Genomic DNA, 24,659 nt, shown 5'->3' with positions numbered 1-24,659 from the left:
ATTGCTTCACTATTAAGCAATAACATTCCTGTAAGCTATACCCTCTACATTACTTCAATTTCATTAAATGCAGGAAAATATTTATACAATTCACTAAAAGCAGTAACATCCTTAACAGAAAATATATTTTGATCTAGAAGACTTATATCAAAATTTGGCATCTTTTCTGACAAGTGTCTAATTTCTTTCTGTGTTAAGTTTGGGGTTTTAATTGTAAAACTCTCCTTTCCAGATTTAAAAAAAGGCAAACCTTCAAAGTTACAAGCATCAACTAATTTTAGTTCATCTACTTTATATAATACAAATCCTAATGTTTCCATCCTACTACCATCTGCATAATCGAAATACATAACTTGCTTAACGTGCAGTTTTTCTTCATCATTTATTAGTCGATCATTTCTTTCTTGTAATGATCGGTTCAGTCTTGCAATTATTGAATTATACAAAAAACCTGAAAAGTTGCTTTGTCTTGTCCAACCTCGTTCATCAAATGACTGCGGAATATTATCTTCACCAACTATTTCGGTAAATTTTTGTTTATAAGCATCGGCAGCTAATTTTCCAGAAGAATCTTTTAACTCATCACGTGTGTATACTTCTGAGTTATAACTTAAACAAAAAATTGAACCACTTTGTAGTTTTGATATGACGATAGATAAGTCATCCAACATACTTATATTAAATCGAGAGTCATAATCCATCCAAATGATGCTTTTTGAATCCAAATTAATTTTTGGAAGAACTGTATTTGAATGCCCAAATTTAATATCAATGCAATCAAACGGCTTATTAAAATGATACCTTTTCCGGTTATTAGTATCCCCTTCGATACTAATCATTTTGTCAATGTGCAATGATTTATGGAATAAGAAAAAATCCACGAAGTATTTGGCACCCAAACCAACATATTGATATTCAGGCAGAGGGCAAAAAGGAAACAAGCGTAAAAACATATCTCTCATCATCTTTCTTTCGATGTTTTTAGCAGGCCTCACGCCATAATTAATCAGTTTCCCACTATTACTCATTAATCACACTCATACTGTACATAATATTTAAAAGTCTCTTCTCCGACTTCATAATTGGTAGTAACCCCTAGTGATTTTTTTACTGCACTTAACTGTTCTAGCGAAACCTTGTATTGTATTGTTGCTTCGCTAGGTTTAGCTTTGCGAATTGCAGGTTCGGGGAAGGTGAAACTCATTTCATCACCAATATCGCCAGTCAGTAATAATGGAGCAACCTCGATTGCGTCATTTAAAGGCTTACATTCAATATAGTTGTCTTTAAAATCCTTATCTTCTTTAGCCCTAAGTCGTAGAAATGGAATAACTTCTCTCATTACCTTTTTCATTTCGAATAACGCAGCTTTATATATGAAGTTATCTTTATCAACACCTGTTTTTGTTGTTGTCCAAGGCAACAAGCTCGAGTCATCTGCCTCAAACTCTACAATCCCTCGGAAAAAAGCATAATCAGGATGATATTGTGGAATACCGTCAAGGCGCCAACCTGAGATAGTGGTTTGCTCTGCAGAAGATATTAGTCGCCCATTGCAAACTATATACCAACCACCATCCTTCAAACTCCTTTCTGATATTCCAGCTGTAATTTTAACTTTAACAGTAGATTTTTCGAAATTAAAACTGACTGGTTTCAATTCTTCTGAAGACTTTAGCTTAATTTCAAAATTATCGACCAACTTGTCATTTATATATATTTTCAAACCAGAGTTTATCGATTTAAAGTGAGCAACGGAACACTCTCGACCTAAAATGTAAACAAAATTTTCAAGATTAAATTGATCAGAAACCGATGGGAATAAATCGTTAACTTCAATTATCGTTTCACCACAACCCAAACTTTCGGCAATCTGTTCTGTGAAATTAAATTTCCATTCATCCAATCCTTTCCAATGCTGAACATCCACATCCACAGAAAATAGATTATTTTCAGAATTAGACATCACACGAAAGCTATTACCTAACTTAAATAAAGTTCGCTTCATTCCAACCCCAAACTGACCTACCGAAAACGATGTATTTTCTCTTTCTTTTGGTCTTCCAAATCGGAAAGCATAATCCTTTGCTATTTTTAAAGGAATTCCACCACAATTATCCCAAATAAGAAATTTATCTTCATTCATTGTAATTCTTATTTCAGGTTCCTTAGTCCCATTTGATTTAGCAGCATCAACACTATTATCAATCAAATCAAGAATTGAGCGATCAAGAGGTATATCTCGAGTTAACATTTCAATAAAAAATTCTTTTGTTGGACTTGCATCAATTTGCGTTTCAACAACCATTTCATTACCTTATTTATACAGTTATTAGTAATTTAATTACCTGAGTTACTTAAATACTTCTTTTTGATGCCAACTCAAATGCTCTACGTTTGGCAACCACTTGTCTCTTTTGGGTAATCGTATTAATTGGTCCTCAAAATCAAAAAATAGACGTTGTGCTTGCTCTCCACCATTAAGGCTTTCTGACAGCTTCACTTTCAAATCTTCTGTGATTGAAAATGCCCCTTTATCAAAAGCTTTATGATGCACTGCGCAGAGTGTTAGCCCGTTACTTACATCACAAGGACCATTAAACTGCTTCCACTTGATATGTGCAGCTTCTAAACCAACAGTCACTTCATCCATTTTAACGTCATAGCCACACACTGCACATTGATAGTTATAAGCACGGAGTACTTCTTTTCTAAAATTAGGATCGCGCTTTTGTACATTTCGTGTTACTAACTCAACACCCAACTGTGCAGCAATATCAGGGATAATACTTTCAGGAAAACTCTCACTTAGAATCAGTTCAATCAACTCTATAGCTAATTGTCGATTTCCTTTTAAAACGGCATAAGCTTGGTCGTTAAAGCCAGCGGTTACTCCATGTTTGAATAACTCAGCTTTCGATGGGTCTGTATTACTCTTACGAGACTTGCAATCTTCATCATTGTTTACCTCCCAAAAACCATCATTTTTTAAACGCCAAAATGGGTATTCAGGATGATAAATGGAGCGTTGAGGCCCAAAACGCTTTAATAGATCTTGCACCTCTTTATGGAACGATTCTTCATATAAGAAGAACTGATGATGCCCATGAAAGTACTGAGACAAAACATACGCCATCATAATTGGCTTATTAGGTGCACGTTGGTCACTACGCGACCAACGCTTAACACCCAAAACTGCTTCTTTAAGCTCTTCAGGCGTCACTAAGTAGCTCCCAAAATGCTTTGTCCTTAATCTTAGTTATCTTCTTATCGCCATCTACGTAGAGACTGTAATGTTTTTCTAACTCACGAATAGACTTCATCAAGTTTTCTTGTTCGTGCTTATCATCTTTGTTAAAAATCGACTTGATATCTTGATTTTTTATCTGTGAGACACGGTGAACAATCCAACTCAGGACATAACTTGAATAATCATTCTCACTGGTTTTGAAGTGGGTAATATCTTGCGTTGATAGAATCACACCTACCCCGTATTCACGACCCTCTTTCAAGATTTTGCGTAAACTTGGAAAGTTCTGAGACATAAAGTTATCAGCTTCATCCACCAACACCAATTTGGTCACTTGGCGGAAATCTCCTTGCACTTCAGGCTTCCCATTCTTCTGCATTTGTGAATAAAACAAATCTAGCGTTAACGCGACGACCAGGTTTTGAATGCTTGAGTCATACCCGGCTAGCTCAATTACTGTTACCCCTGAAATCAGATCGTATAAACTTTTTACTTTATTAGCGTCAGGCTCAAAAATTTCGAAAGAAACCAGGCTATCAAGTGCCGCGTATAAGGAATCTTGTTCAACTTTGTCTTGACCCATATATACATCCCACACATCACTTAATGTAGGTGCTGGTATCGACCATGTGTTTTTATTAGAGCGATCTATCCCTTTCAGCTCATAAGCATCAAGAACTAGATTTTTCAAACGCATTTGTTGCTTAGGACCTAAACCAAATGCTTGTGTCATAGTGTTAGCAAATGCACTCGCGGTATGAACAGGAAGCTTTGCCTTATCACCAAACAAACTTAATGGGTTATATGGCAAGCAATCTAAATCAAATTTCTTCGCGTTAGTGGCATTTATAAACTTATCATCGACATAGTCTGATTTGTAATCAAAAATCAGAATTCCAATTGGACTGCCATCTACATTTTTATGTTGATCACGATAAAGCTGTGTCACTACCGCTTTCGTACACTGTGTTTTCCCCGTGCCCATTGTTCCTATAATGCCAGAGTTGGTATTCATGAATTTGGCAGTATTAGTCGGTTCCCAGAAAACTGCCCCATCATCACGTACATTATGACCAACCAGGACCTTTAGGTTATCGTTTGGATCATGCGCTACGGTTGAATCCGGCACGTTAATTGTCTGATTTTCTGACGATCGCTCAACTGTTGGAGTATTTATGACCTCTTCAGGTTCAATTTTAGTATTAACAATCTCATTACTATTTTCTACAGAGCTAGTTGTTACCACTTTTACATGAGTAGTTTCAGCTAACAGATATTGCTCTGGGATATTACTTAATGTATCAGAGCAAGCATCTGCCATTAGGTCTGTTAGCCGAGTACTTACTAAGTGATTTAAACTAGCGCTTGGTAGTTGAATTTTAAGAATATTTTTCACCTCCTCAAAGCTTGCTTCAAAGAAGGTGTCATTCTCTACCATCGCTACCAAGAACCCTTCAGGGTACTCTTGCAGTTCAACTAATTGGAAATCGCCCTGCAGCCACCATTCCCGTTGTTTTAAGAGTGGCTCAAAGTAATCTGGTTGATAAAGGTTATACAGTTTGTATTTATCAATCTGCATCAGTATCTGACGCATAAACAAACCGCGGTAAAGATGCCCTGCTAAATCATCACGACCTAAAATATCTTCAGTTAAATAACGTTTTAGCTCTTTGGCTTGCTCTACCCCTTTATTGTGAGTTTGTTTTAGCCCTGCTTTTACTTCAAGTGGAAGTAAGTAAAGTTGATTGTCTTTAAAACCAACAAACAGCACATCGTCTGAAATTGCACCGGATTTGTAACCATTTACATTACGTGAAAAATCACTGTCATTCATTTTCAAGCCAATATTACCGGCTACACGAACCATCTCAGCAACTGATAACGGAACCCAAATAATATCGGACTTTGCTAATAAGCAATTGATGTATTTATAGGCGCCAATAATACCCTTTTTCTCTTTTCGCTCATTGCTATTAGCAGTGATCATTTTGAGTAACCACTCACCGTTGAAGGCATTGAACTCCTCAATAATGCCACCTTCGTCCTGCTCTAATACTTTTTTATACAGGTCCGTTTCTTTGGTAACTGTGATCGCATCGTAGTTGGTTGAGTTAGTGTAATTATCTGAGTAATGGATCAGCACCATATCTTTAGCGCTTTCAAAAAAGTCTAAGGTGACTTTAGGGTCAATAATTGTGGTCCAAATTGAATTATCGTAAGAGCGCTCAAGTAGTGTTTTAAAGTCATCACTCACCGCTAAAGCTAAAGAGTTAGCACGACCATGTTGCACATTCGTTTTACGGGCAGGTTTAATCAAACCATTAAGGCGCTGCGCCATACTAAGGTGCGAATTATCTTTAGTTTCAACACTCTTCAAACCAAATGCAGTGAAGTAGCTTTCCTCTTTGTTGTCGGCTGCTTCGCCCGCCAATAAGCCGTGACAAACTACGCCACTAAGCTCTTCTAGAACGTTTACATCTGTTGGCTCTACTTTATGATGATTTCTGAAAAAACTTAGGTGTGCATACGCTTGCGGTTTAGTCTCACATTCATCGTTACGAAACTTACTGTAAGTTAAGCGTGTACGTAATAGGTCGATAATGGCATCAGCTTGTTCTTTCAGTGCTCCTTTATCTAATCCATATAACCTTTTCAACTCGTCGTAACTGGCTGTTTCTGCAAAACGGTCAAATTCGCAGCGTGTCTCTTTATCATCGTATAAGTTCACATGAATATGGCAGACTTTGTCCTTTTGCGTTTTAACGTAATCCACCAGCCCCATAAACAGTTCAACATTTTTATGGTTATTTACCGAGTTGATAATCAGTGTGGCTTTGCTACCTGCAGTAAATAGTGAACTAAAGGCATCTTTAAACTCTGTGACCTTATCTTTCACCAATTTACGTACGTAGCTGTAACTTGTTTCTTGATGAGGCACTAGCTCAAGCCACATAGAGTTATCTTTTTCTAGCTTGGTAAAAGCAAACTCATGTTTAGGGTGATACAGAAAAGGCAATAAACCACGCGCATTCAAGCGCTTTAACGTCACTTTGGGTAGTGTTTTAAAACTGCTGTTATCATTGATGTTATCACTAACTATTGCTTCAGCTAGGCTCAAGTGATAAGCCAACACTAAGGGGTGGAATGGAGTTATATATTCCCGATATTCTTCGTTTTCTTGATATTGTGCATACCCGATATTAACGAGCAGTTTTTCTGCTTTAGTTAACATTACATCATAACCAATTTCAGCTATCGCTTGGTTGTATGCATCAACCAATTGAGAGACAACCTTTCTAAACTCGTCACCCCAACTAGATAAACTCGGTAGTGTTTTATTGATTGTGCAGTATTCAAATAACTTTAGGTATGACAGGTAAACTTCAGGGTAGTTTGCTTCAATCGCTTTTAGCTCTACGCTGTTTTGTGGGTCAACATGTTGATTTAATAACTGCTTATCTAAAAAGTCTGCTTCACGTTGTAACAGTGTTAAACGTCGCCCTTTAGGTGCAACTTCTTTATTGTCTAGTAGCACTTTGTTTTTGTTACGGTTAAAGCATGCAAAATAGTCGTCGTTAAATAGATGTACGAAACGGTCTGTATCTAACATGAGCGGCAACGAGAGTGAATCAGACGCTACAGCCCCTTCGACATTAAAGACTAAGCTACCAACCGGACTAGTCACTTCAAAGACCACATCATTTGACTCATTAGCTAATAATTCAAAGTCGATCTCTTTGATTTCTTGATTGTCGAATAATTGCCCAGACTGCTCTAGTTTAGCTTTATTGCCCTGCTCTGCAATTACAAAGCTGTTATCTTCTGTTTGTAGCGTTATACGTTTTTTATTTGGTTCAATTAGGAAGATATTTTCAAACGAAGGTAAGTAAAAACTATCTGCTGTTAAGACCAAAACACGGAATTTATAACACTCTGCTGTTTTATCTCTTTTTAAGACCAAACTAAAATACGTTGGCTCACCTGTAAATGCCCCCGTAACAGTAACCTTACTACGTTTTCCACCACTATTATTAGGCTGCTGGATCTCAATGCTTGGATCTTTGGTATGCTGTAGATTAAGTTGATTTTTCTCGACTTTACCACCTAAAAAGGTAAGTGACAGATCAAAGCTCTGCAGGCCCTGCTGCAACGGCAATATGATATGTTGTTCACGTTTCCCTGCTTTACTATCTGATTTACTTTTCTTAGCTAGCTTATCTATTTGCTGAGAATCAATCGACTCGAGCTCTAGGACATTGCTTACGTTATTTTTTTTCTCATTTAAACAATCAGCAAAAGTAAGCTTTGTTTTCCAACTTTCCAAATTTTCATCGTTAAAATGTTTAGCAACAAACTTTTCACTAAAATCATTCTCCGCAAACTTCTCTTCAAGCTCTGTTGAAAAACGTTCAGTTACTGTATTGATACGATCAAATAGCTTTTTATTTTCTTCTAAACGGTTGTTAATCTGCTCTGGTTTACCACTCCAATTCAATATTTCAGGGTCATCTAACAAACCAAGCTCATGAAACTTCAAATCCCCATCTAAGATCGCTGTGTAAAGCTCTTCAAAGCCAAACATGGTTGCACCATCATCCACTATTTGTGAAAAACGGTGATCTAGCAAACATTCAGAAACTTTGCGGTCTTTTGCGTTGGGATCGATTAGACTTTTTAAAGCATCTTTGATTTTTTCTGGGTGCCAAACACTATTGTCTTGAGCGATATCTTCAGCAGAGTTGATTAGTGTGTCTAGCATGCTGTTATGAATAACTAACAATGCAGTACCTTTAAAATTACCTTGCTGTCCAGCCACTTCATCACGTAAATGTGAGATAAAGTTCTCAGAATAACCAATGTCATTTTCACTGTGTAGTACAGGTAAAAGCTTGGTACTACCACACTTCAATGCTCTGATGGTAGTGTTTTTGACCGTTAATTGGTCATCACATTTTTGGATAAACGCATTGTATAAACGCTGGCTATTCTTGTTATCCGGTGATTGGAACTGATAACGGTAACCATGCTGCAGTTTTGTCTCGTTTAACTTTAAAAACTGCTCAGTTAAAAAGATCTCAAATTGTTTTTCTAACATAGACTGCATCCCCACTATCGCTCATACGTTCAACATTACCAATACGTTCAAAGAATCTAATTAAGGCTTGTTGGCTCTGTTTATCGAAAAATACACCTCTTGATTCAAAGGCTTTGATTAACTCGTGGAAACGAAGTTTATCTTGCTCACCAATGGCTAAGTTGGTTAATAACAATAGATAGTCCTGATTAAATACTAATACGCGACCAGCACGGCCACGGGATTGTGCAAAATGGCTACAAAACTCAGATTCTGTTGCTTTGACGTAAAGCTTATTAATCTCATGACGCGTTTCTTTTGAACCAAACTGCATTCTGCTCAACTGAAGTAAATCTGCTAGCACATCATGTGGGTTTTCACTGTCACTCAAGTCGAGGTGTAAATCTCGACTCTCTTTAAATGCCTGTGCATAGTTTTTCAGTAAAGTAGCCGAGCTAGGAGTTTGCTGGAGATTTTGAGCTAAGGCCCATAATGGCTGAATGGTGTTCACTGCATTATCAATCTTTTTAGATTGCAGGCTTTCATTCATTGAGAGGTACGGAAAGATATTCCACAACGACTTTGACAATTGTTTAAAGCCATAATCTTTTATCAGATAACGCTCATCACTGGCTTTTTCGCTGTCTAATATGTAATAACATAATTGCGCTACCGGCTCCCCCTTCTGCCACCTTTTTAAATTAAGCGCTAGCTGCGCCGTATAAAGATGTGCGTAAAGGTGTAAAAACTCTTTGAAAATTGATAATAGGTATTTAGGTCTTTTGCCTAGAAAACGAAGGTCTTGCTGTAGTTGCTTTGCTATAAATGGTAGATATGGCGCTTCACTCGGTTCAGAAAAAGTCAAAACTCCATCTTTCTCTTTATTGCTTGGCTTCATTAACTTCAATAGTTCTGAGTACAGCTGCTCCTCTAAGAAGTTAAATTGATTGTTTGGTTTTTCATTAAAGAAGAAGTTTTGCAATAAATTAGAAAACATTCCACCTAAGCTTGCATCCCTTGCACTGCCTTTCTGCTTAATAGTCTTAAACAATAAAAACTCAGGCGATATTTTAAAAAGCTGGTCATTTTCAAAGTACATTTTTTCTAGGATGGGCCAGAAATCACTTTCATCTAACTTTGTTTTAAAACTATGCTCGCAGCTCAACTTAAATGTTGCGAGCGCTATTTCTGATTCAGTTGTTCCACCCTCTTTAATCGCTAATTTTTCATCATCAGTTAATTTTTCTAGGTACAATTCTTTTCGATATGATGTTTTAACCACATAACCTAATACACTGTCCCAATTAAAGATATCTTTTCTATCCTTTGTGTTAATTGGGAAGTAGGTAGTTAAAGTGTTATTTTTCACCCCATCTTTAGACTGGGGCAAGTCAGCTCTTAGCATTAAACTCATAGTCCACTCACCTCAAAATCTTCATTATCTACGTTGGTTATTTTGTATTGCTTGTTACCTTTCCCAACGATATATAGGGTATCTGCACTATTTGCGATATCCGCAATTTCATCAACCAACTCATCCAGTAACACGACAGTATTCTTATCATGTTTGTTAGGCCGATAACCGGAAACGATACGTTGCATTAAGTTCAACAAATTGATATTGACCATCAACGATAAGGTTTTATCCCCAACTCGAAAATAAGCAGTGAAATAGGCAGTATTTTTTTTGTGGTCATTTTTAATCGCTTTAACGTCAGCCTTTAACTCTAGGGATGAAGCTAAAAAATACCCATTATGCTCAGAAATGAAAAACTCCCCTTTCGCCAATTTAGGTGCATTTCGATTGTTATATTTATGGATAGCTGTGATCGCTGTTTGACGATAAAAATGGCGCAGTTTTTCTTTTTGCTCTGGTGAGCTATCGAAAGCAGTATGCAACTGCCAAACTTCTGAGTAATTGTCTATTAGGTGCTCATCAAAATCATTCGAAAACTGCTTATGGTATTCATTCCCATAGTCCGACTTTCTTAGAATATAAAACAATCGCAAGTAGGACTCGGAATTTAGCCCCCTTCGTATACCAAAAGCAGTCAATGCGGTTTTGTAATCGTCAAAGTTAACGTCTGGTAGCTGCAATGAGTGAGACAAAATGAACTTGTCGATTTTTTGTGTACGTTGAATCGATGGGTCAAAGTCTGAAATAATATTGGTCAGCTCGTTTTCACCTTTTTTGAATAGGTTATCAAACAAATAGCCAGGTCCAGCAAGCAGATGAAAAATGAAGTCCAATAATGCTCGCGCCGTTAAGAATTGATCTTTCATTAAACGCGCTTTGAACAATAGATCGACAATGACATCTTGAACTTCTTCACGCCCTAGTAATTGATAGTTTGCACAAAGCTTTTTATCAGGGCTTTGTTTGTGCATTTCAACATCAAAGTATTGGCGAATTAAGTTTTCATCTTTTTCAGTAATTTTCTTAAGCAGCTCTTTTGCAAACTTAGATGTATGACCGTCAATTTCTAACGTAAATTTAGGATAGTCTTCAAAATCTAAAAAGATATGATTTTCTGAGGTCGGCTGTTTCTCTAAAAAGGCTTTGATTGATGATGTTACTTCGGTCACCGCGCCTTCTTCAGCATAGTTACCCAACATACCTGTATTGATGCCTACAACTAGCGGCTTCGGTGTAGTGTTAAACTCAGTAAACAGTTCATCCAGTGTTTCAATAGCCGAATCACTCGGACGAAAACTGTGGGTTGCATCGAGATGGAAGTCAGCTCTATTTTGGTACTCTTTCTTATACTTTGTCAGTATTTCGGATTTGCCATCACCACTACTACCACACAAAAAAATGATTTTCTTATCGGTTGAGGATAGTCCTTTCAATTGTTTAACAAAGTCAGCCTCTATATCTGTTTGTACATAAAGATACTTTTTTACAGCATCTAAGTCGGTTGATATTGTTGCGTCTCGCTCTGTAGAGACTGCATATGGCGACGATTTTGACATCACACTTAGTGCGGTTCGTAAATCAATCAAGTTTTATAACCCCATGAAAATATTAGGTAGACAGAAGTACAGGTGATAACCAGGATAGCTTACGCTGTTACTCAGACTCAATACTGTATAACTCAGCATTCTACCTAATTTAGTGTGTGCGTGTTCATATTCCGCTAATTTTTCCTGAAGAAATTCACATCTTTTATGTTTTTTGCGAAATAATGAGATCTTAAGATTTATCAGAGACTTGATCCTTTGAACCATGCCTTTTAAATAGGTGGGCGCCAATGATTAACAAACTTATCGCCAATCGACTTGAAGATGCAGGCTTGGACAACTGAAAATGAACATTGATTCCAGACGTTAACAAAACTTGCGTTCTCTAGATGATTCACAGTAAGGAATTGGTCTCTTATTGCTTTGAAATCACGTTTGTTTTGAATTAAATGTTAATTCTCGACTTCTCACTCATTACTATCCACAGCAGCTCTATTAGATTGAGGTTATGGCTGTAAGGTAACGGACTTTATGGGTAGCTCTCTTTACTTACAGAAAAAAGAGTGTAACTGCTTAAACCATGTACCTAGCCAACACTCATAGTACCAGTCACTGCTGCAAAGCAACTCTTACAGGGGGAGCTTTTAAGCCAGTCATGAGATAGGTGCGAGGCCCAGTCAATACGGTTATCTCGAACAGTTTGCTTTCCGCTAGTTGATTAATCACATCAAGTAGTTTTACCTCTTTTTCCATTGGCAGCCTTTTCTATTTCAAGAAATGGCCACATAAACTAATGGAAAGTGGACAGCACTCTACGTGAAGATACGTACTCTGTTGCGTATTTTTACGCATTAAGTGACCACCCACTCAGTTTACAGCTTTGTTGAATAATATTAGATTAGAGGACTTTAAATTCAACTAACTAGCACCAAGGTAAGGAATACAAACACATTTCCGACGGAGAAATTCCTTTGCCTTACGACAATTCATTAGATCAACAAGAAACCATTACTCAGTGGATAAAAAACGGTACATCCGCAGACGATGCCGAACAGCTATATTCAGATATGGTTAACGACCCTGCTTACTCAGATCCTGATGCCGTCACCTTTGAAGACCCATCTATAAATGACAGATTGAAGCAAGCTGAGTCCAAAGAGCGGTAACGTTATGAATATGGAGAAGCCTCAAACTCTTCTCCTACTTTTCAATTATTCAATCCAATAAATTTCACACACATATCACTCCTATGTATCCACCAGCATAGGAGTTCATTATGCCCACCTCGATTATTCAATTAATTTCAATTGTACTCTTTCATCCGACACCAGATGCCCAAGCTACTCATACAATCAACTCACCTTAAAGCCTAGCGTGTAGAGCTTCGTCTCTTGCTATAAACAGAGTGAGAGTGACTTGTTCCAACATCGTTATAACGTCACCTCTATTTTGATCCGATTAGCTAAAGGTGTGCACGATGAGTAAAACCACTCATGTGAGCACTCGTCAGCATATGATATTAGCGCTTGAGCTATACAAGCGCATACCGTATTGGCACAAAGTCACTGCTTCTGAGCTCAAAATACAGCTTCAAGAGATTGGTATTGATAGAGATATTCGAACGATTCAACGTAACCTTGATGTGTTACTTGAGTATTTTGATATTGACCGAGATACCCGTGATAAACCTTATGGATACCAGCGAAAGCAAACTAAATCTCTTGTTGGCTCCAGTACTCAAGAGGCACTACTTTTGTGTCTGGCTGAGTCTCACTTCCACTACTTAATCCCTGCCCATATATCCCATACTCTTCACTCGTTATTTGAAGACGCTAATTACCAACTGAAATCAATCGCTCAGGACTCAAAAGAGTCCCAATGGTTACGAAAAGTAGATTTATTAGGCACTTATGAACTAAGGCGTAATATCAGCCTTGATGCTTACGCAGCTATCAGTCAAGGGCTCTACCACAACCGTTGGTTAAACTTACACTATTACTCTGAAGGAGAGAAATACAGAAAAGATGTCATGCCATTAGGCCTTTCACAGCAAAACAATACATTGATATTGCTGTACCGCCAGAAGGGAGATAAAGACACTACTTTTGTTGATGTCAGCCAGATTCACAAAGTCACATTATCAACCTTCACATTTGCTTACCCAGAAGGCTTTGACTTGCAACAGTCAGCATCGGAATACACCAATACAGTGCATGAGCGTTATACACTCGAATTCACCATTACGAAGCAAGCTGGTGAGCACCTCTACCAAACACCACTTTCCAGCGACCAACGAATTTCTGAGTTCGATACGTATTTACACATCACTGCTACGGTTTCCAATACACCACCGTTAGTGGCGTGGCTAGAAGCACATAAAACCCACATCACCTTTGTAGAACAACAACCTATACCGCCGTCAGTCAAAAACCCCCAACTTCAAACCACTTCTCTAAATAGCGATATCGGTCTCACTTAGTACGGCCCTATGCGACACCAGATGCCCAACCTATTGATAACCTGACAAAAAACAGGGATGTCACATAGGGTTACCGTCTTTCTATGTGATCCACTACGACATAGACGGGGAGAGAAGTTCATGACCATTAAAGCGATTCGACCATTACTTAACAAGCACCGTTGCCTAGCTTCATTTAGCTGTGAATATTGCGGAGGTAGCCACAGTTCAACCTGTGACATTTGCGATATGCCCCCGTGCCGATGTGCTTGCTAGTACCACTCGTTTAATACCCATCATTAGCGGTTTACGAAAGTAAGCCGCTTTTGTTTTCTATGTATTTATCCCTGCAAACCAATCTATTAATAAAAAGGAATTCCTATGAAAATGACATTAGTTTCTGTGCTTATTGCAAGTGCTACCCTTGCTGGTTGCGGCGGTGGAGGTTCATCTGAGCCTTCATCACCATCGAACACTACATTGTTATCCGGTCGTGCTATTGATGGCTATATCGTTGGTGCCACGGTTCACTACGATTTTAATTCAAATGGTGTTGCAGATCCTGATGAGCCATCGGCTATCACTGAGGCTGGTGGTGTGTTCACTATCGAAGGTGACACCACAGAAGAACAGCGAGCCTGTCTTGACTACGTCCCAGCGATCGTAGATGTGCCTGTAGGAGCTATTGATGAAGACTTAGGGGAAGTGGATCAAGCTTATGTACTTAATCTTCCACCAGCATTCACGTTGCCTGAAGATGTAACGAATGGCTCTGTTAACATCACTCCACTCACCACAATGTTGTGGGAGTCAGCGAAGCAGACAGTTGAAAGAGAGCAAGGGGCAGCGTATAGCTGTGAACTAGTGAAAGACAATGAACAAGTCCGCAATGCCATAAAAGACGCCATGCGTAACGTAGCAGGTGACTTAGTTTGGCATTTCAATATCTCAGAGGAAGAGCTGTGGAGTGATTACATAGCGGATGGTAACAGTGCGGTCTACGATATTGCTGAGCAGCTTATGGCATCCATTCAACTTTCATTTGAAGAGACTTATGAATTATCGCTTCAGTACCCTTATGCACATATCAACGTGGCTCACTACCTTAACGATCCAACGGACTGGCAACGCCAAGATGATGAACAATTATGGTACAAATCGATTTCCATACGTCAAGGTAGCTTCTGGTCTGAATCCGTCTATGCGGTAGATGATAACTGGCTACCCGAACGTTTGATTAGAAACTACCTACAAGAAGACAGTGTCACTTATTTTGGTACGGTGGGTTATGTGAATGAATACCGTAACATGAGTTCAGATCCAAGCTTTGACGATTACATTTGCAGTAAGTCAGAAACTTTACTTTCAAACGAGGCTGACACTGACAACCAGTACGGTATGAATAACAAGTCATCGTTCTACGATCTGAGTGAATTGGAGTGTAATGAGATTGGTTTGAGTGATGCTGCTGATAGCCAAAACATGACGCTTTCGACTGCGAAAGTGAGTGGTGTGTACGATGAAGAAGGAAGCCGCTACAAGTGGAATACTGTGCCAAGTGAATATGCTCACTGGTTAGGGTTCAGTGATGATGTGGCGAGTATAGACCTTGGTGCATTAAATGCTGATATCGCAGCACTACCGCAAGTCTATGGTGATCAAGATTCTGTTGGGGCAGATTGGTGGGAGCACACTAAACGCTATAAAGAAGGTGAGAGTAACGTATCTGAGCACCGAACTAATGTGCCGACTGAAATGCCCAATGGCGATATGACAATGCACTATCGGTTTGTTTCTTACCCTAATGGGACGTTCAAGTATGAGTGTGGCAGTGGTGATGGGTGGTATGACTGTACTAAGTAGCATCACTTAAACTGGCGGCATATAGGGGAGCGATAGCTCCCTTCTAATACTCAAAACACATTTTTGGAAATAAATCATTTAGTCTCAATAGTACAAAATAGCCCTCAACTCATTTCTCGATGTATTCAGTAAATCCATCTACACAGCCAATGATATCGGGTATCTCAGCAGCGTGCGGAGGCTCTTCCCTAATGGTGAAGCCGTAACCAAAATGGTGTACCGAGTAATCAAAGACGCCAGTAAGAAATGGGTGATACCAATTAAAAAATGGCATCAAGCTATAAGTCGGTTTATTATCGAGTTCGAGGAACGTCTCGAAAAGTACGTTAACTAAATGACAGTTACGCAGAATCTGTTACAGCCTCTCCCGCCCTGCTTTGGCAATCAGTAGGACTTGGTTTTATTTGTATTTTGTATCAATCAACCTTCATTCATCAGTAACAGGCTTATTGGACTCTCTTCCAAATGTATGATTCAAAAGCTTCTTGTGTTTCATCGTTGTTCTTAAACGACTTCCAAGTTTCGATTAGCTCTATTCCCAAGTTTTCAGAACTAATAATTTCCTCTAAAATACTCGAGGTATGAAAGTAAAACTTCCTTTTGTCATTTTTTACATAGTTATCGGTTGTTTTAAAAGATGCAAATAGCACTCCATCTAAGCTTAATGATCTGACTAAACGTTTGAGTGCTTCCCCTAAATCTTTGGGGGTTAGATGCAAGAGCGATGCGTTAGCCCAAACACCATCAAACTGCTCGTAGAAATCTACATCTAAGAATGACATTTGTTCACAAAAAGAGAATGGGTAACGACTTGTAATCTTGCACATTTTTTCTGAAAGATCGAAAGAATGAACTTTGTAACCTTTTGATATGAAGAATCTAGTATCACGACCAACACCACAGCCTGCATCTAGAACTCTACCGCCCGGTCTAAGATATTTTCTAAACGCTTCGTAAGATGGAGACATGTCTATATGATTGGTTTGTAAATAATACGAATCAGCATTTTCATTATAAAATTCTATAGTAGAACTAACTCTTTTTAGTTTATTCATAAACCATGACCTTGTTGGGTGTCTATTTTGTTTAGATAAAGATTCAATCTTTCGTTGAATTTTTTTAATTTCATTATCAATAGCGCCGTCAGTCTCTAATGGAAAAACGATATCTTTAAATGTGTTCGAGGCCCCAACTAGCTTGCCATCTGAAGCAATCTCCATAACTCTAAAGTGGGCACATAAGTTACCTAACAAAGTTGATAAAGCGGTCGACTCTATCGCCCAACCATTTGCTTCAATGAAATCTATATTTTTTCGAGAGATATCGATGATGTGCTTTAGTACTTGTAAATCATACTCAGGGAGAGCATCCGGAGAGTTTTGACGTAAAAACGTTAATGTTCTAAAGCGCTCGTTAAACTCAGCCATGTGTTGGTCTTTAAGATCGACCGCAAAGATTTCGTAGAGCCTTTTAGATTCCTCTCTGAGCTCTTTTAAAGGGCCATACAACGTTTTTAAACTATCTTCTAGCTTCGAAATTTCGTCTTTTCTTCTTGCTTCATTACGCTCAGCAACAAATTTGTACGCAACAAAAGCTGCAGATAATATCGCTACAAACGGTGTCAGATCTGCAATTTTAAAGTCAAACTTATGTGAGGCGATTTCATTACTTACAGGTGGCACCTCAATCGTAAATTGAAATTCTGCACAGAACTTGGGAGTCGCACTAAGTGTACTTAGCTCCGAAATCTCATGTATCGTAATTGGTTCACAATACAACGGGCCTTCAGTATCTATTGCTACGCAAGAATTTATCTTATCTTTCATACCATTTACACATCAAAAATTCGTGCTCGCGATATTAACACAATTACTCCTCCGAGTGAGTCCACGTTAAACTTTGTCTTGGTTACAAATACTAACTTATCCCCCTTAGATACAAGAGGTCTATTCAATCACTCTCTGACTTTAAAGCCATCTGCAATTCGATTGGATCGTTCAAGAGCTTTGCTGGATTTTGAAGACACTCAATCCTCTTGCCCCTCGAGTTATGATGTTAATATTGTTAATAACATTTTCTATTGTTGACTTAACCACGATTAGTCTTTGTATTTTACCACCTTCAAAGTATGACTTGATTTCCCTCGCTTAGCGGCTGTTCTCTGTTTACTCAAGAGGGCTATTCTCTATTTCTACTACCTATCCTTCAGCACACTCCAACTTTTTTCAATCACACATTATCTGTCTGAAGCCAGCGATTCGCAGGCTTGCATTCATGCTCTTTTCTTAAATCAAACTAAACAGGAGGCACTTATGCCGTTTGTTTTCATTGCTGGCTTTATCGTTGGCGCGGGTTTGTACCACATCAACAAGGAGGCGAATTGTGAATCCCCACCAACCGACTAAGGTGCTAATCGAATTGTTCATCTATGGCGTTGTGAGCGGTTACAACTGGGCTAAACGACAAGATAAACAGCACCCATAACCTGAAGCGGCTCAACGTAGTTGGGCTGTTTCTATGGGGAATGATTCCATTATTTTTTAACCACATATTACTTGGATGCACATACCTTTAACGCACAAGAAGGAAAGCACATGCATTCAAATCATTACACGTCAAACGAGCCTAAAGAGCTTCGTCAAATTCTAGAGACCGCAGCAACCATGCTAGCAGCCAAGTATTCTAGGGCCGGCTCATTCACCAGTCCAGAAAACACTAAACAATATCTACAGATGAAACTCGCACATTACGACAGGGAAGTGTTTGCCGTGATGTTTCTTGATAATCAAAACCAACTGATTGAATACAAAGAGATGTTTTTTGGCACCATCGATGCTGCTAACGTTTATCCAAGAGAAGTCGTCAAAGAAGGATTACTACTCAACTCGGCGGCGGTTATCTTTGGTCATAATCATCCATCCGGCTCACCTGAGCCATCACAAGCTGACCGGAGGATCACTCAACGTCTCTCTGATGCTTTAGCATTGGTTGATATCCGAGTATTGGATCATGTCATCGTAGGTGAGCAATGCGTATCTTTTGCTGAGCGAGGTTTGTTATGAGCCAAACCACACCGCATCGACTGCTAGTGGAATACCTCAATGTCCTTGTTGAGCAATTAGATATCCCTACCTTTGCATCACGGATAGCCCTTAACTTTCGAGTATCGAGCTACTACCAAGACCGCAGCGGTTTTCACCCCGTAGAGATCCAACTCAACAGATCGATAAATCAATCAGACAACAATCGTTGGTGCATCGTCTTTGTCACTAGCTTTGCTTATCCAAACGAGCAAACCGAAAAAATGGAGGTCGAGCTCTACTTCAATTTTCTACGTGGATGGTTTTATCAGCCAGACATTGAACACTGTGAACTCCACCAGCCACAAGTAACAAGCTTGTATCAAAGCTATGAACGGTCTTTCCTCAAGCAAATTCAACAAGGCTCCTTTGACGGTATACAAGCAACACTCGTCAATATAGACACGCCCACTGAATCATCAATCCCATAACTACTAACCAAGGAGGCATACCATGCCAGTCGCAACCAAATTTCAAACGATGCAGTTTCACCCTTGTGTGCTGCCTATCTCGACTCGCTTTCACAACGTAATCACTAAACAAGTTCAACAAGGTAATGGGGATAACGACTGTGATTTATTAACCATTAACTTTCGGGACACGAGTTATAGCGCTGAAGCTGGTGGGTATCATCCAGTAGAAATCATGATCCGCAATGAAGGTGATAAGTGGCGATTCTGTTACATCACCGACTTCGCTTATTCTGGAGGTGCCTATCCAGAGTTAGCCATCGAGCTAGATTTCAATATTGAGAGCAACATATTCAGGCAGATGTTTTTAGCACCTTGTGCTTTAGCACATCGAGAAGTGAAATCTTTCTATCGAACATGGGAAGGTAACTTTTTGGAGTATTTATCTGATGGTGTGTTTGACCAAATCAGAGTCACCAAGAGCTAAAAAGCATTCAAGTTCCCATTTTAGCAATTTGGGAACTTGACATCCCTTATGGAACAAGGCTTTTAGTTTCTGGCCTGCTTTGAAGTTCCTCTAATCATCATTTTCATCGAAAAAAGGAAGCTGCGTTATGGCAGAAGTTCAAGCGGTGAAAAACCGCGACACTATCCAGCTCATCGGCCACTTATTAGAAATACGGCATAGTAAGCAAATGTCAGATATCTGGAATGTGGGTATTAATCTCGCTTTACGGATTTCTGATTTGTTGGCGATTAAGTTTAGCGACATAGAAGAAGACCGTTTAACCATCCGTGAATCTAAAACGGGCAAAATGGCCCAGATTGCATTAAACCCGAGAAGCTTAGAAATCATCCTCCGCATTAAAAAGGAGAATCCACACCACATCTATTTATTTCAGTCCTATCGAAACCAACAAGCGATAAACAAAGCTGCCAACCCATTGAGTCGTCGATCTGTTAGCCAAGCGTTTTCATCAATTGGTGAAGATATTAGTTTTCCGTTGGGGACTCACTCAATGCGAAAGACCAGAGGCTACCACTTATACAAAAGCACCAAAGATATTGCACGAGTGATGCGAATGCTTCGCCATAGCTCCGAAGGTGTCACGCTGCGCTACATTGGCGTGACACAAGATGACATTGATAATGACTTTAGGGAGTTAGTATTATGAACAACGAAATGAATAATATTAAGCAACCACCAACTACGAGTCGCCTTATGCGATTAAAAGAGGTGATTCAGATTACGGGTATATCACGGTCTTCACTTTACAAGTATCTCAACGAAGGGAAATTTCCGCCCCCCGTATCATTAGGCGCTCGCTCTGTTGCTTGGGTAGATCATGAAATTCAAGCGTGGATAACAACCAAAATGAAACAACGAAACAATAAAACAATCCAATGTCTATAGTTTGACTTCCCAAAGAGGTTATTTGACACCTCTTTTTTTGCACTGACTCATATATATACCATAAATACTCTACAGAAAGTTAACTCTTACTCGTCCCGTAAAAACGCACCCTAGCATTACCACCATAAGGCTTTGTTTTTAACTTCGCCAAATAACTTAACCTAAACATTACAGCATAAAATGTGTCATAAAATGAGGAGGAGTTCTTATTTAATTCATATACTGGATTTTTCTTTGGAATATGAACCAACCCCTTCACATCATTCACTTTACATTTTATTGCACTCGCCCAAGCCTCTGAAATACGATTAATGGTATTATTTCTAGTACTACCAATCTTTCCAAACCCTTTATACACATTGTAATTTAGAACTAGAGCAACATGGTAATGCCAACCTTCGTTACCACTCAACTCTTTTACCCATACGTAGTTAATGTTGCAATTAACTTTACGATTCCTATTTTTACTTTTTCTTCTTAAGTCATATTTGATTTTAAAACGAAGAGAATCAAAAAACTTCGATATTATCTCAGTAGGTCCTGAGTAACCTTTAGGAAACTTCAGCTCAAAGCGCATAACAAGAAGACGGTTATGATCAGACAAAGATTTAACCATCATTAGTTCATTCGCCATTAATATTCTTTGTATTAATGGACCATGTTTAAATATCACACGGTAACCATTGAACACTCCTGTTTTAATTAAATTCATTTCAACTTAATACCTATTATTTAAAACAAGCAATAACAATATCTACTTCACTTAACTCTTAAGGAATGAATAATAAGAAATTCATAATAACAAAAGATATATATATTACTATAACCGACAAGAAATCTGGCTTAACCAACAGTTAAACTAGGGAATAGATAGATACCTATTTATTGTTTTGAGGTTTAACCCAGTGGTTTTTGCTAACTTATTACTCTGGACTTATGCATAAAACCCCCTACTTACATTTCTATATTTTTCACTTATTAACCCGGCATTATTACGTTGATAATTAAGCAATATAATGTAAATCAAATATAAGGCTTCAATCCCAAATCAAGAATAAGTTTAGCCTCATCATGTTGATAGTTAGGAAAGAGATCGACGACCCTTGTCTTTGGTTTAATCATAATTTCACTTAATATATAATTGGGTTTTAGATACTCTAATGCTTGTTCTAGGTTTTTTTTGTTTCTTGTCCCATATGGCCCAAATTGAAAAATATCATTTCGCTTAATATATCTAACGCCTGAATTTGAAAGCGTTAGAAACCATTGTATTAAATTCTGGGCATCTACTGCACATTTCGGAGGGGCAGAAAACACTTTCACAAACTGACCAGAAAAATAGCTCATTAAATAAATTGACTCTAGGAGTGTTTCCGCAGAAATTTCATCATTTAAGTCACCATTAAAGCAATGAATTAAAGCGGCTAACCTAGCTATATTTTCTGGTAACTTTGAGGCATGATCTGCAACTTGCTGAAAGATACCGTTAGGTCTCATCTTTACTTCAATATCGTTGTAAACATCCTGCCATATTTTTTTAGCTTCATTGGAGAATCGAACGATTTTTCTATTGGTGTAATCAAAAATATCTTGGGATTCCGATAGCCAATGATAAAGCTTATCGTTAAAAGCCTGTATACCGGCTCGTGAGTAACCTATCCCTGTAGACTGTCTAAAGCCGATATTGGATGATGGCGCACAAACAAGAAGACGAGCCAAGAATCCGTTACCACGCACACTATCCTTTGATTTTTTTATAAAGCGATCTAGCGCACTTGATTGAGTCATTATATGAACGGTTAACCGAGCGCTTTCTACCGTATATGATCCTGTTGTTTTCCTATTGACAGTAACATCATCACCACTCCAAATTGCATTTAGGCTAGCCGTTTGTGCCATCGCTCGGCTGTTAAGTAATACTCCCCCTTCACTAGACCCAAGAAAAGCATTTGGTACATTCTCACTGAGACCACTCAGCAATGCTTCAATAGTACTATCTTCATATGAGAGCAAATCGAGTTTTGGTTTAATTGGTTTTTTTTCTTCGAGTTCGAGTAACTGCTTTGCCATTGACTCACATTCAAGTTCATCATCTAAATTGACTAACTTTTTTATACGAGCGACTTTTTTTTCATGCAACTCAAGTTGAATTTGGTACTCCCTAAACTGTGTTTGATAGCATTCGATATTTTCTTTCTGAAACGATTTGATTCCTTTTGTGAATAGATTCTCTACCGATGATTTACGCTCTCCTGATTCTGCAATCGTTAACCCCATTAAAGAGACAGGGCTTACTTTTCCCGTGGGTATTTCTACATCAATAACGCCTTGCAATGCGAGTGAAACGGAACTAATAGCGGTCATATAGATCATCGAATCAGGCGCTTGCGTGATGGATTTAGCCTCCATATAGGCTTTAGTGATTAGTGATGACGCAGAGACAATGGGAAAGGCCTCCGACGAAATTGGAAATTGATATAACATGTGTACTCCTATCGATAACGACATAAAATGATTAAATTTTGATAACCACCTCTCTAATCACGCCCTGCGATAGAGTTGTTTCTCATCAAATTTAACCAAGTTTGCATATCCCCCATCAACCAACCTACCGCTCTTGCGCCTAGTTTGATTTTCTGAGGAAATGAAGGGTCAAAACGTTTTGATGAAGGGTTTTGTTTGTCATAGATAGTCGACCGAGAAAGGCCCGTCATTAACATGACATCCTTAAGTCGAAGAATTTGGTTTGAACGAAGTTCTGAGTGAGTAGATAACATTTAAAGCTCCTTAGTTGATTTAAGGTGCCATTAAACATTAAAGGACAAAGTTACAAAAAGGAGTGGAGTTGATTTTTCAGCATAAAAACTCACCCCAGCCCTTTATACAAAAGGGCTACGACTCTTTTACTATTTTAATTTTTTGTACTTATCTGGCCTGATAATTAATTCTATTGCATGAATATATGTGTCATTTGTATCAAGAACTTCATGTAGTTCATCTAAAACATTCCTGGCTATTTCTTGTACATTTTTCTTGCTCAGCTTAGTATCTGATAGCCAGTGGTGACTATAAACTTCTTTGACAAGATTGAAGTTTTTACCTGTTTTGTCTTTAATCAGAAAAGCTCCCGCTTCACGCTCTCCCTTTTTTTTAAAGCTCTTAAAATTGCGAAATAGGTAGCCTGAACAGCCACCGGAGACAACGGATGTGTTTTTAACATACAGAGCATACCCACAATTCGATAGCTCCCGTAATGCAGTAGATGCATGGTATTCCGGTTCTAGGTAATATGCGCTCTGTTGGTAATCTTCCTCGTTGAACACCAGCTTTGAAACGTCACTTTCTCTAATAACGACTTCTAACAAGCTCACTGATAAATTGAGTTCACTTCCTATTGGAAAGTTAAAATCATTGTTACTACGTGTTGCTTTATCACAAAGTACAAAACGCGAATTACTCATCCCATTTTTAATTTTCTGCATTATGGGATGACCATTATCGGTATTACTCCCAAGCTTAAAATCATAAGGAGAAACAGGTATTGACTCATTTAAGGCAAAGCGTTGCTCTTTGTCATCGAAAGTAACCACACCTTTGAATGTATCAGTCGTGATATTTTCAGAAGCTAAAAGCTTTTTCGTATCACTTTCTGTTACTTGTAGATATTCAACACCAGCAACTAATGTAGATGCTCCTAAAAAAAGAGTGTTAATTTTGGGTGGATTAACACGAGAGAGATATTCTCCTTCCAAAAGATGATGCATGAGCATGATTTTTTTTGAATAATCGCTTTCACTTAAAACAACATCTTGCCTTGTCAGTTCATCCAGTTGCTTATCAATGCCCCATACGTTGTAACCATTGGGTACATCAACTAACAGCGGTATATCGAGCTCAAGACACGTTTTCAGCTTATCCTTCATTGACACTTTCGTATCAATGTCTCTCAACTTATAAAAAACCTTGTTGATAAATCTCAAACCATCATCCTTGTGAGCTAGCGATAAAGAGGGCTATTAATGCTATTAATAGCAAAAATAGCAGAGTGTCGGACTCAATAAAAACTGGAAAATGATGTCGATGTCAACGTTCTTCTCATGCACGAGATAACATCATGGGAAATTTTCAAATATTAATGGTATTGACACT

At 38.4% G+C, this 24,659-nt stretch carries 20 protein-coding genes; 8 read left to right on the top strand and 12 right to left on the bottom strand.

Going from position 1 to position 24,659, the window contains the following annotated elements; genetic code table 11:
• Nucleotides 1-44: 44 nt before the first annotated feature.
• Genes DUN60_RS05715 through dptF form a run of 6 tightly spaced genes read right to left on the bottom strand, consistent with a single transcriptional unit; the run spans nucleotide 45 to nucleotide 11,324 of the window.
• Nucleotides 45-1,028, bottom strand: coding sequence for an O-methyltransferase (locus DUN60_RS05715; RefSeq protein ID WP_114633436.1), 984 nt, complete (start codon nucleotides 1,026-1,028; stop codon nucleotides 45-47).
• Nucleotides 1,028-2,308: an ATP-binding protein gene (locus DUN60_RS05710; protein WP_114633435.1), complete on the bottom strand. Its 1,281-nt coding sequence runs from the start codon at nucleotides 2,306-2,308 to the stop codon at nucleotides 1,028-1,030. The genes DUN60_RS05715 and DUN60_RS05710 overlap by 1 nt, the downstream gene beginning before the upstream one ends.
• 45 nt (nucleotides 2,309-2,353) lie before the next feature.
• Entirely contained in the window at nucleotides 2,354-3,223 is an 870-nt protein-coding gene (locus DUN60_RS05705; RefSeq protein WP_114633434.1) for a phosphorothioated DNA-binding restriction endonuclease, read from the bottom strand.
• Nucleotides 3,213-8,345: a DNA phosphorothioation-dependent restriction protein DptH gene (gene dptH / locus DUN60_RS05700; RefSeq protein ID WP_114634302.1), complete on the bottom strand. Its 5,133-nt coding sequence runs from the start codon at nucleotides 8,343-8,345 to the stop codon at nucleotides 3,213-3,215. Before dptH ends, DUN60_RS05705 begins: the two co-directional genes overlap by 11 nt.
• On the bottom strand, nucleotides 8,326-9,738 hold the full coding sequence (gene dptG, locus DUN60_RS05695) for a DNA phosphorothioation-dependent restriction protein DptG (RefSeq protein ID WP_114633433.1): 1,413 nt from the start codon (nucleotides 9,736-9,738) through the stop codon (nucleotides 8,326-8,328). The genes dptH and dptG overlap by 20 nt, the downstream gene beginning before the upstream one ends.
• The gene (dptF, locus tag DUN60_RS05690; protein WP_114634301.1) at nucleotides 9,735-11,324 is read right to left on the bottom strand and encodes a DNA phosphorothioation-dependent restriction protein DptF; all 1,590 of its coding nucleotides are present in this window, start codon (nucleotides 11,322-11,324) and stop codon (nucleotides 9,735-9,737) included. The genes dptG and dptF overlap by 4 nt, the downstream gene beginning before the upstream one ends.
• Nucleotides 11,325-12,256: 932 nt before the next feature.
• On the opposite strand from dptF, the gene DUN60_RS05685 reads away from it, so the two are divergent.
• The 3 genes from DUN60_RS05685 (at nucleotide 12,257) to DUN60_RS05675 (ending at nucleotide 15,606) form a co-directional block, all read left to right on the top strand.
• Nucleotides 12,257-12,451: a hypothetical protein gene (locus tag DUN60_RS05685; RefSeq protein ID WP_114633432.1), complete on the top strand. Its 195-nt coding sequence runs from the start codon at nucleotides 12,257-12,259 to the stop codon at nucleotides 12,449-12,451.
• 311 nt (nucleotides 12,452-12,762) lie between these two features.
• Nucleotides 12,763-13,764, top strand: a complete 1,002-nt coding sequence (locus tag DUN60_RS05680; protein WP_114633431.1) for a helix-turn-helix transcriptional regulator — start codon at nucleotides 12,763-12,765, stop codon at nucleotides 13,762-13,764.
• Nucleotides 13,765-14,124: 360 nt separating this feature from the next.
• The gene (locus DUN60_RS05675) at nucleotides 14,125-15,606 is read left to right on the top strand and encodes a hypothetical protein (RefSeq protein WP_114633430.1); all 1,482 of its coding nucleotides are present in this window, start codon (nucleotides 14,125-14,127) and stop codon (nucleotides 15,604-15,606) included.
• Nucleotides 15,607-15,715: 109 nt separating this feature from the next.
• On the opposite strand, the gene DUN60_RS24425 is transcribed toward DUN60_RS05675, so the two are convergent.
• Nucleotides 15,716-15,880, bottom strand: a complete 165-nt coding sequence (locus DUN60_RS24425; RefSeq protein ID WP_162808210.1) for a hypothetical protein — start codon at nucleotides 15,878-15,880, stop codon at nucleotides 15,716-15,718.
• Nucleotides 15,881-16,052: 172 nt separating this feature from the next.
• The gene (locus tag DUN60_RS05670; RefSeq protein ID WP_114633429.1) at nucleotides 16,053-17,432 is read right to left on the bottom strand and encodes a class I SAM-dependent methyltransferase; all 1,380 of its coding nucleotides are present in this window, start codon (nucleotides 17,430-17,432) and stop codon (nucleotides 16,053-16,055) included.
• Nucleotides 17,433-18,200: 768 nt separating this feature from the next.
• On the opposite strand from DUN60_RS05670, the gene radC reads away from it, so the two are divergent.
• The 5 genes from radC (at nucleotide 18,201) to DUN60_RS05645 (ending at nucleotide 20,510) form a co-directional block, all read left to right on the top strand.
• Complete coding sequence (gene radC, locus DUN60_RS05665) at nucleotides 18,201-18,668, top strand: RadC family protein (RefSeq protein ID WP_114633428.1); 468 nt, start codon at nucleotides 18,201-18,203, stop codon at nucleotides 18,666-18,668.
• On the top strand, nucleotides 18,665-19,117 hold the full coding sequence (locus DUN60_RS05660; RefSeq protein WP_114633427.1) for a DUF2787 family protein: 453 nt from the start codon (nucleotides 18,665-18,667) through the stop codon (nucleotides 19,115-19,117). Before radC ends, DUN60_RS05660 begins: the two co-directional genes overlap by 4 nt.
• A gap of 22 nt (nucleotides 19,118-19,139) precedes the next feature.
• Nucleotides 19,140-19,583 carry a DUF2787 domain-containing protein gene (locus tag DUN60_RS05655; protein WP_065099390.1) on the top strand — a complete coding sequence of 148 codons (444 nt, stop codon included), beginning with the start codon at nucleotides 19,140-19,142 and terminating at the stop codon, nucleotides 19,581-19,583.
• A gap of 127 nt (nucleotides 19,584-19,710) precedes the next feature.
• Nucleotides 19,711-20,271: a tyrosine-type recombinase/integrase gene (locus DUN60_RS05650; RefSeq protein WP_114633426.1), complete on the top strand. Its 561-nt coding sequence runs from the start codon at nucleotides 19,711-19,713 to the stop codon at nucleotides 20,269-20,271.
• A complete protein-coding gene (locus DUN60_RS05645) occupies nucleotides 20,268-20,510 on the top strand; it encodes an AlpA family transcriptional regulator (protein WP_114633425.1) in 243 nt (80 codons plus the stop codon). The genes DUN60_RS05650 and DUN60_RS05645 overlap by 4 nt, the downstream gene beginning before the upstream one ends.
• A gap of 79 nt (nucleotides 20,511-20,589) precedes the next feature.
• Here DUN60_RS05645 and DUN60_RS05640 read toward each other — a convergent pair whose 3' ends face one another.
• The 4 genes from DUN60_RS05640 to DUN60_RS05625 all read right to left on the bottom strand — a co-directional run bounded on the left by DUN60_RS05640 (nucleotide 20,590) and on the right by DUN60_RS05625 (nucleotide 24,433).
• Nucleotides 20,590-21,222 carry an inovirus Gp2 family protein gene (locus DUN60_RS05640; RefSeq protein WP_231110203.1) on the bottom strand — a complete coding sequence of 211 codons (633 nt, stop codon included), beginning with the start codon at nucleotides 21,220-21,222 and terminating at the stop codon, nucleotides 20,590-20,592.
• 311 nt (nucleotides 21,223-21,533) lie between these two features.
• Nucleotides 21,534-22,994 (bottom strand): YfjI family protein, encoded by a 1,461-nt coding sequence (locus DUN60_RS05635; RefSeq protein WP_114633424.1) that lies wholly within the window; start codon nucleotides 22,992-22,994, stop codon nucleotides 21,534-21,536.
• A gap of 53 nt (nucleotides 22,995-23,047) precedes the next feature.
• The gene (locus tag DUN60_RS05630) at nucleotides 23,048-23,287 is read right to left on the bottom strand and encodes an AlpA family phage regulatory protein (protein ID WP_102516813.1); all 240 of its coding nucleotides are present in this window, start codon (nucleotides 23,285-23,287) and stop codon (nucleotides 23,048-23,050) included.
• A 129-nt stretch (nucleotides 23,288-23,416) separates the two neighbouring features.
• Nucleotides 23,417-24,433 (bottom strand): hypothetical protein, encoded by a 1,017-nt coding sequence (locus DUN60_RS05625; RefSeq protein WP_244212205.1) that lies wholly within the window; start codon nucleotides 24,431-24,433, stop codon nucleotides 23,417-23,419.
• Between the last annotated feature and the right edge of the window lie 226 nt (nucleotides 24,434-24,659).

Origin of the sequence: Vibrio splendidus, from assembly GCF_003345295.1 — a bacterium.
Classification (GTDB): domain Bacteria; phylum Pseudomonadota; class Gammaproteobacteria; order Enterobacterales; family Vibrionaceae; genus Vibrio; species Vibrio splendidus_K.
Note: the sequence above shows the minus strand (reverse complement) of the source record. Positions and strands in the feature narration are given on the sequence as shown.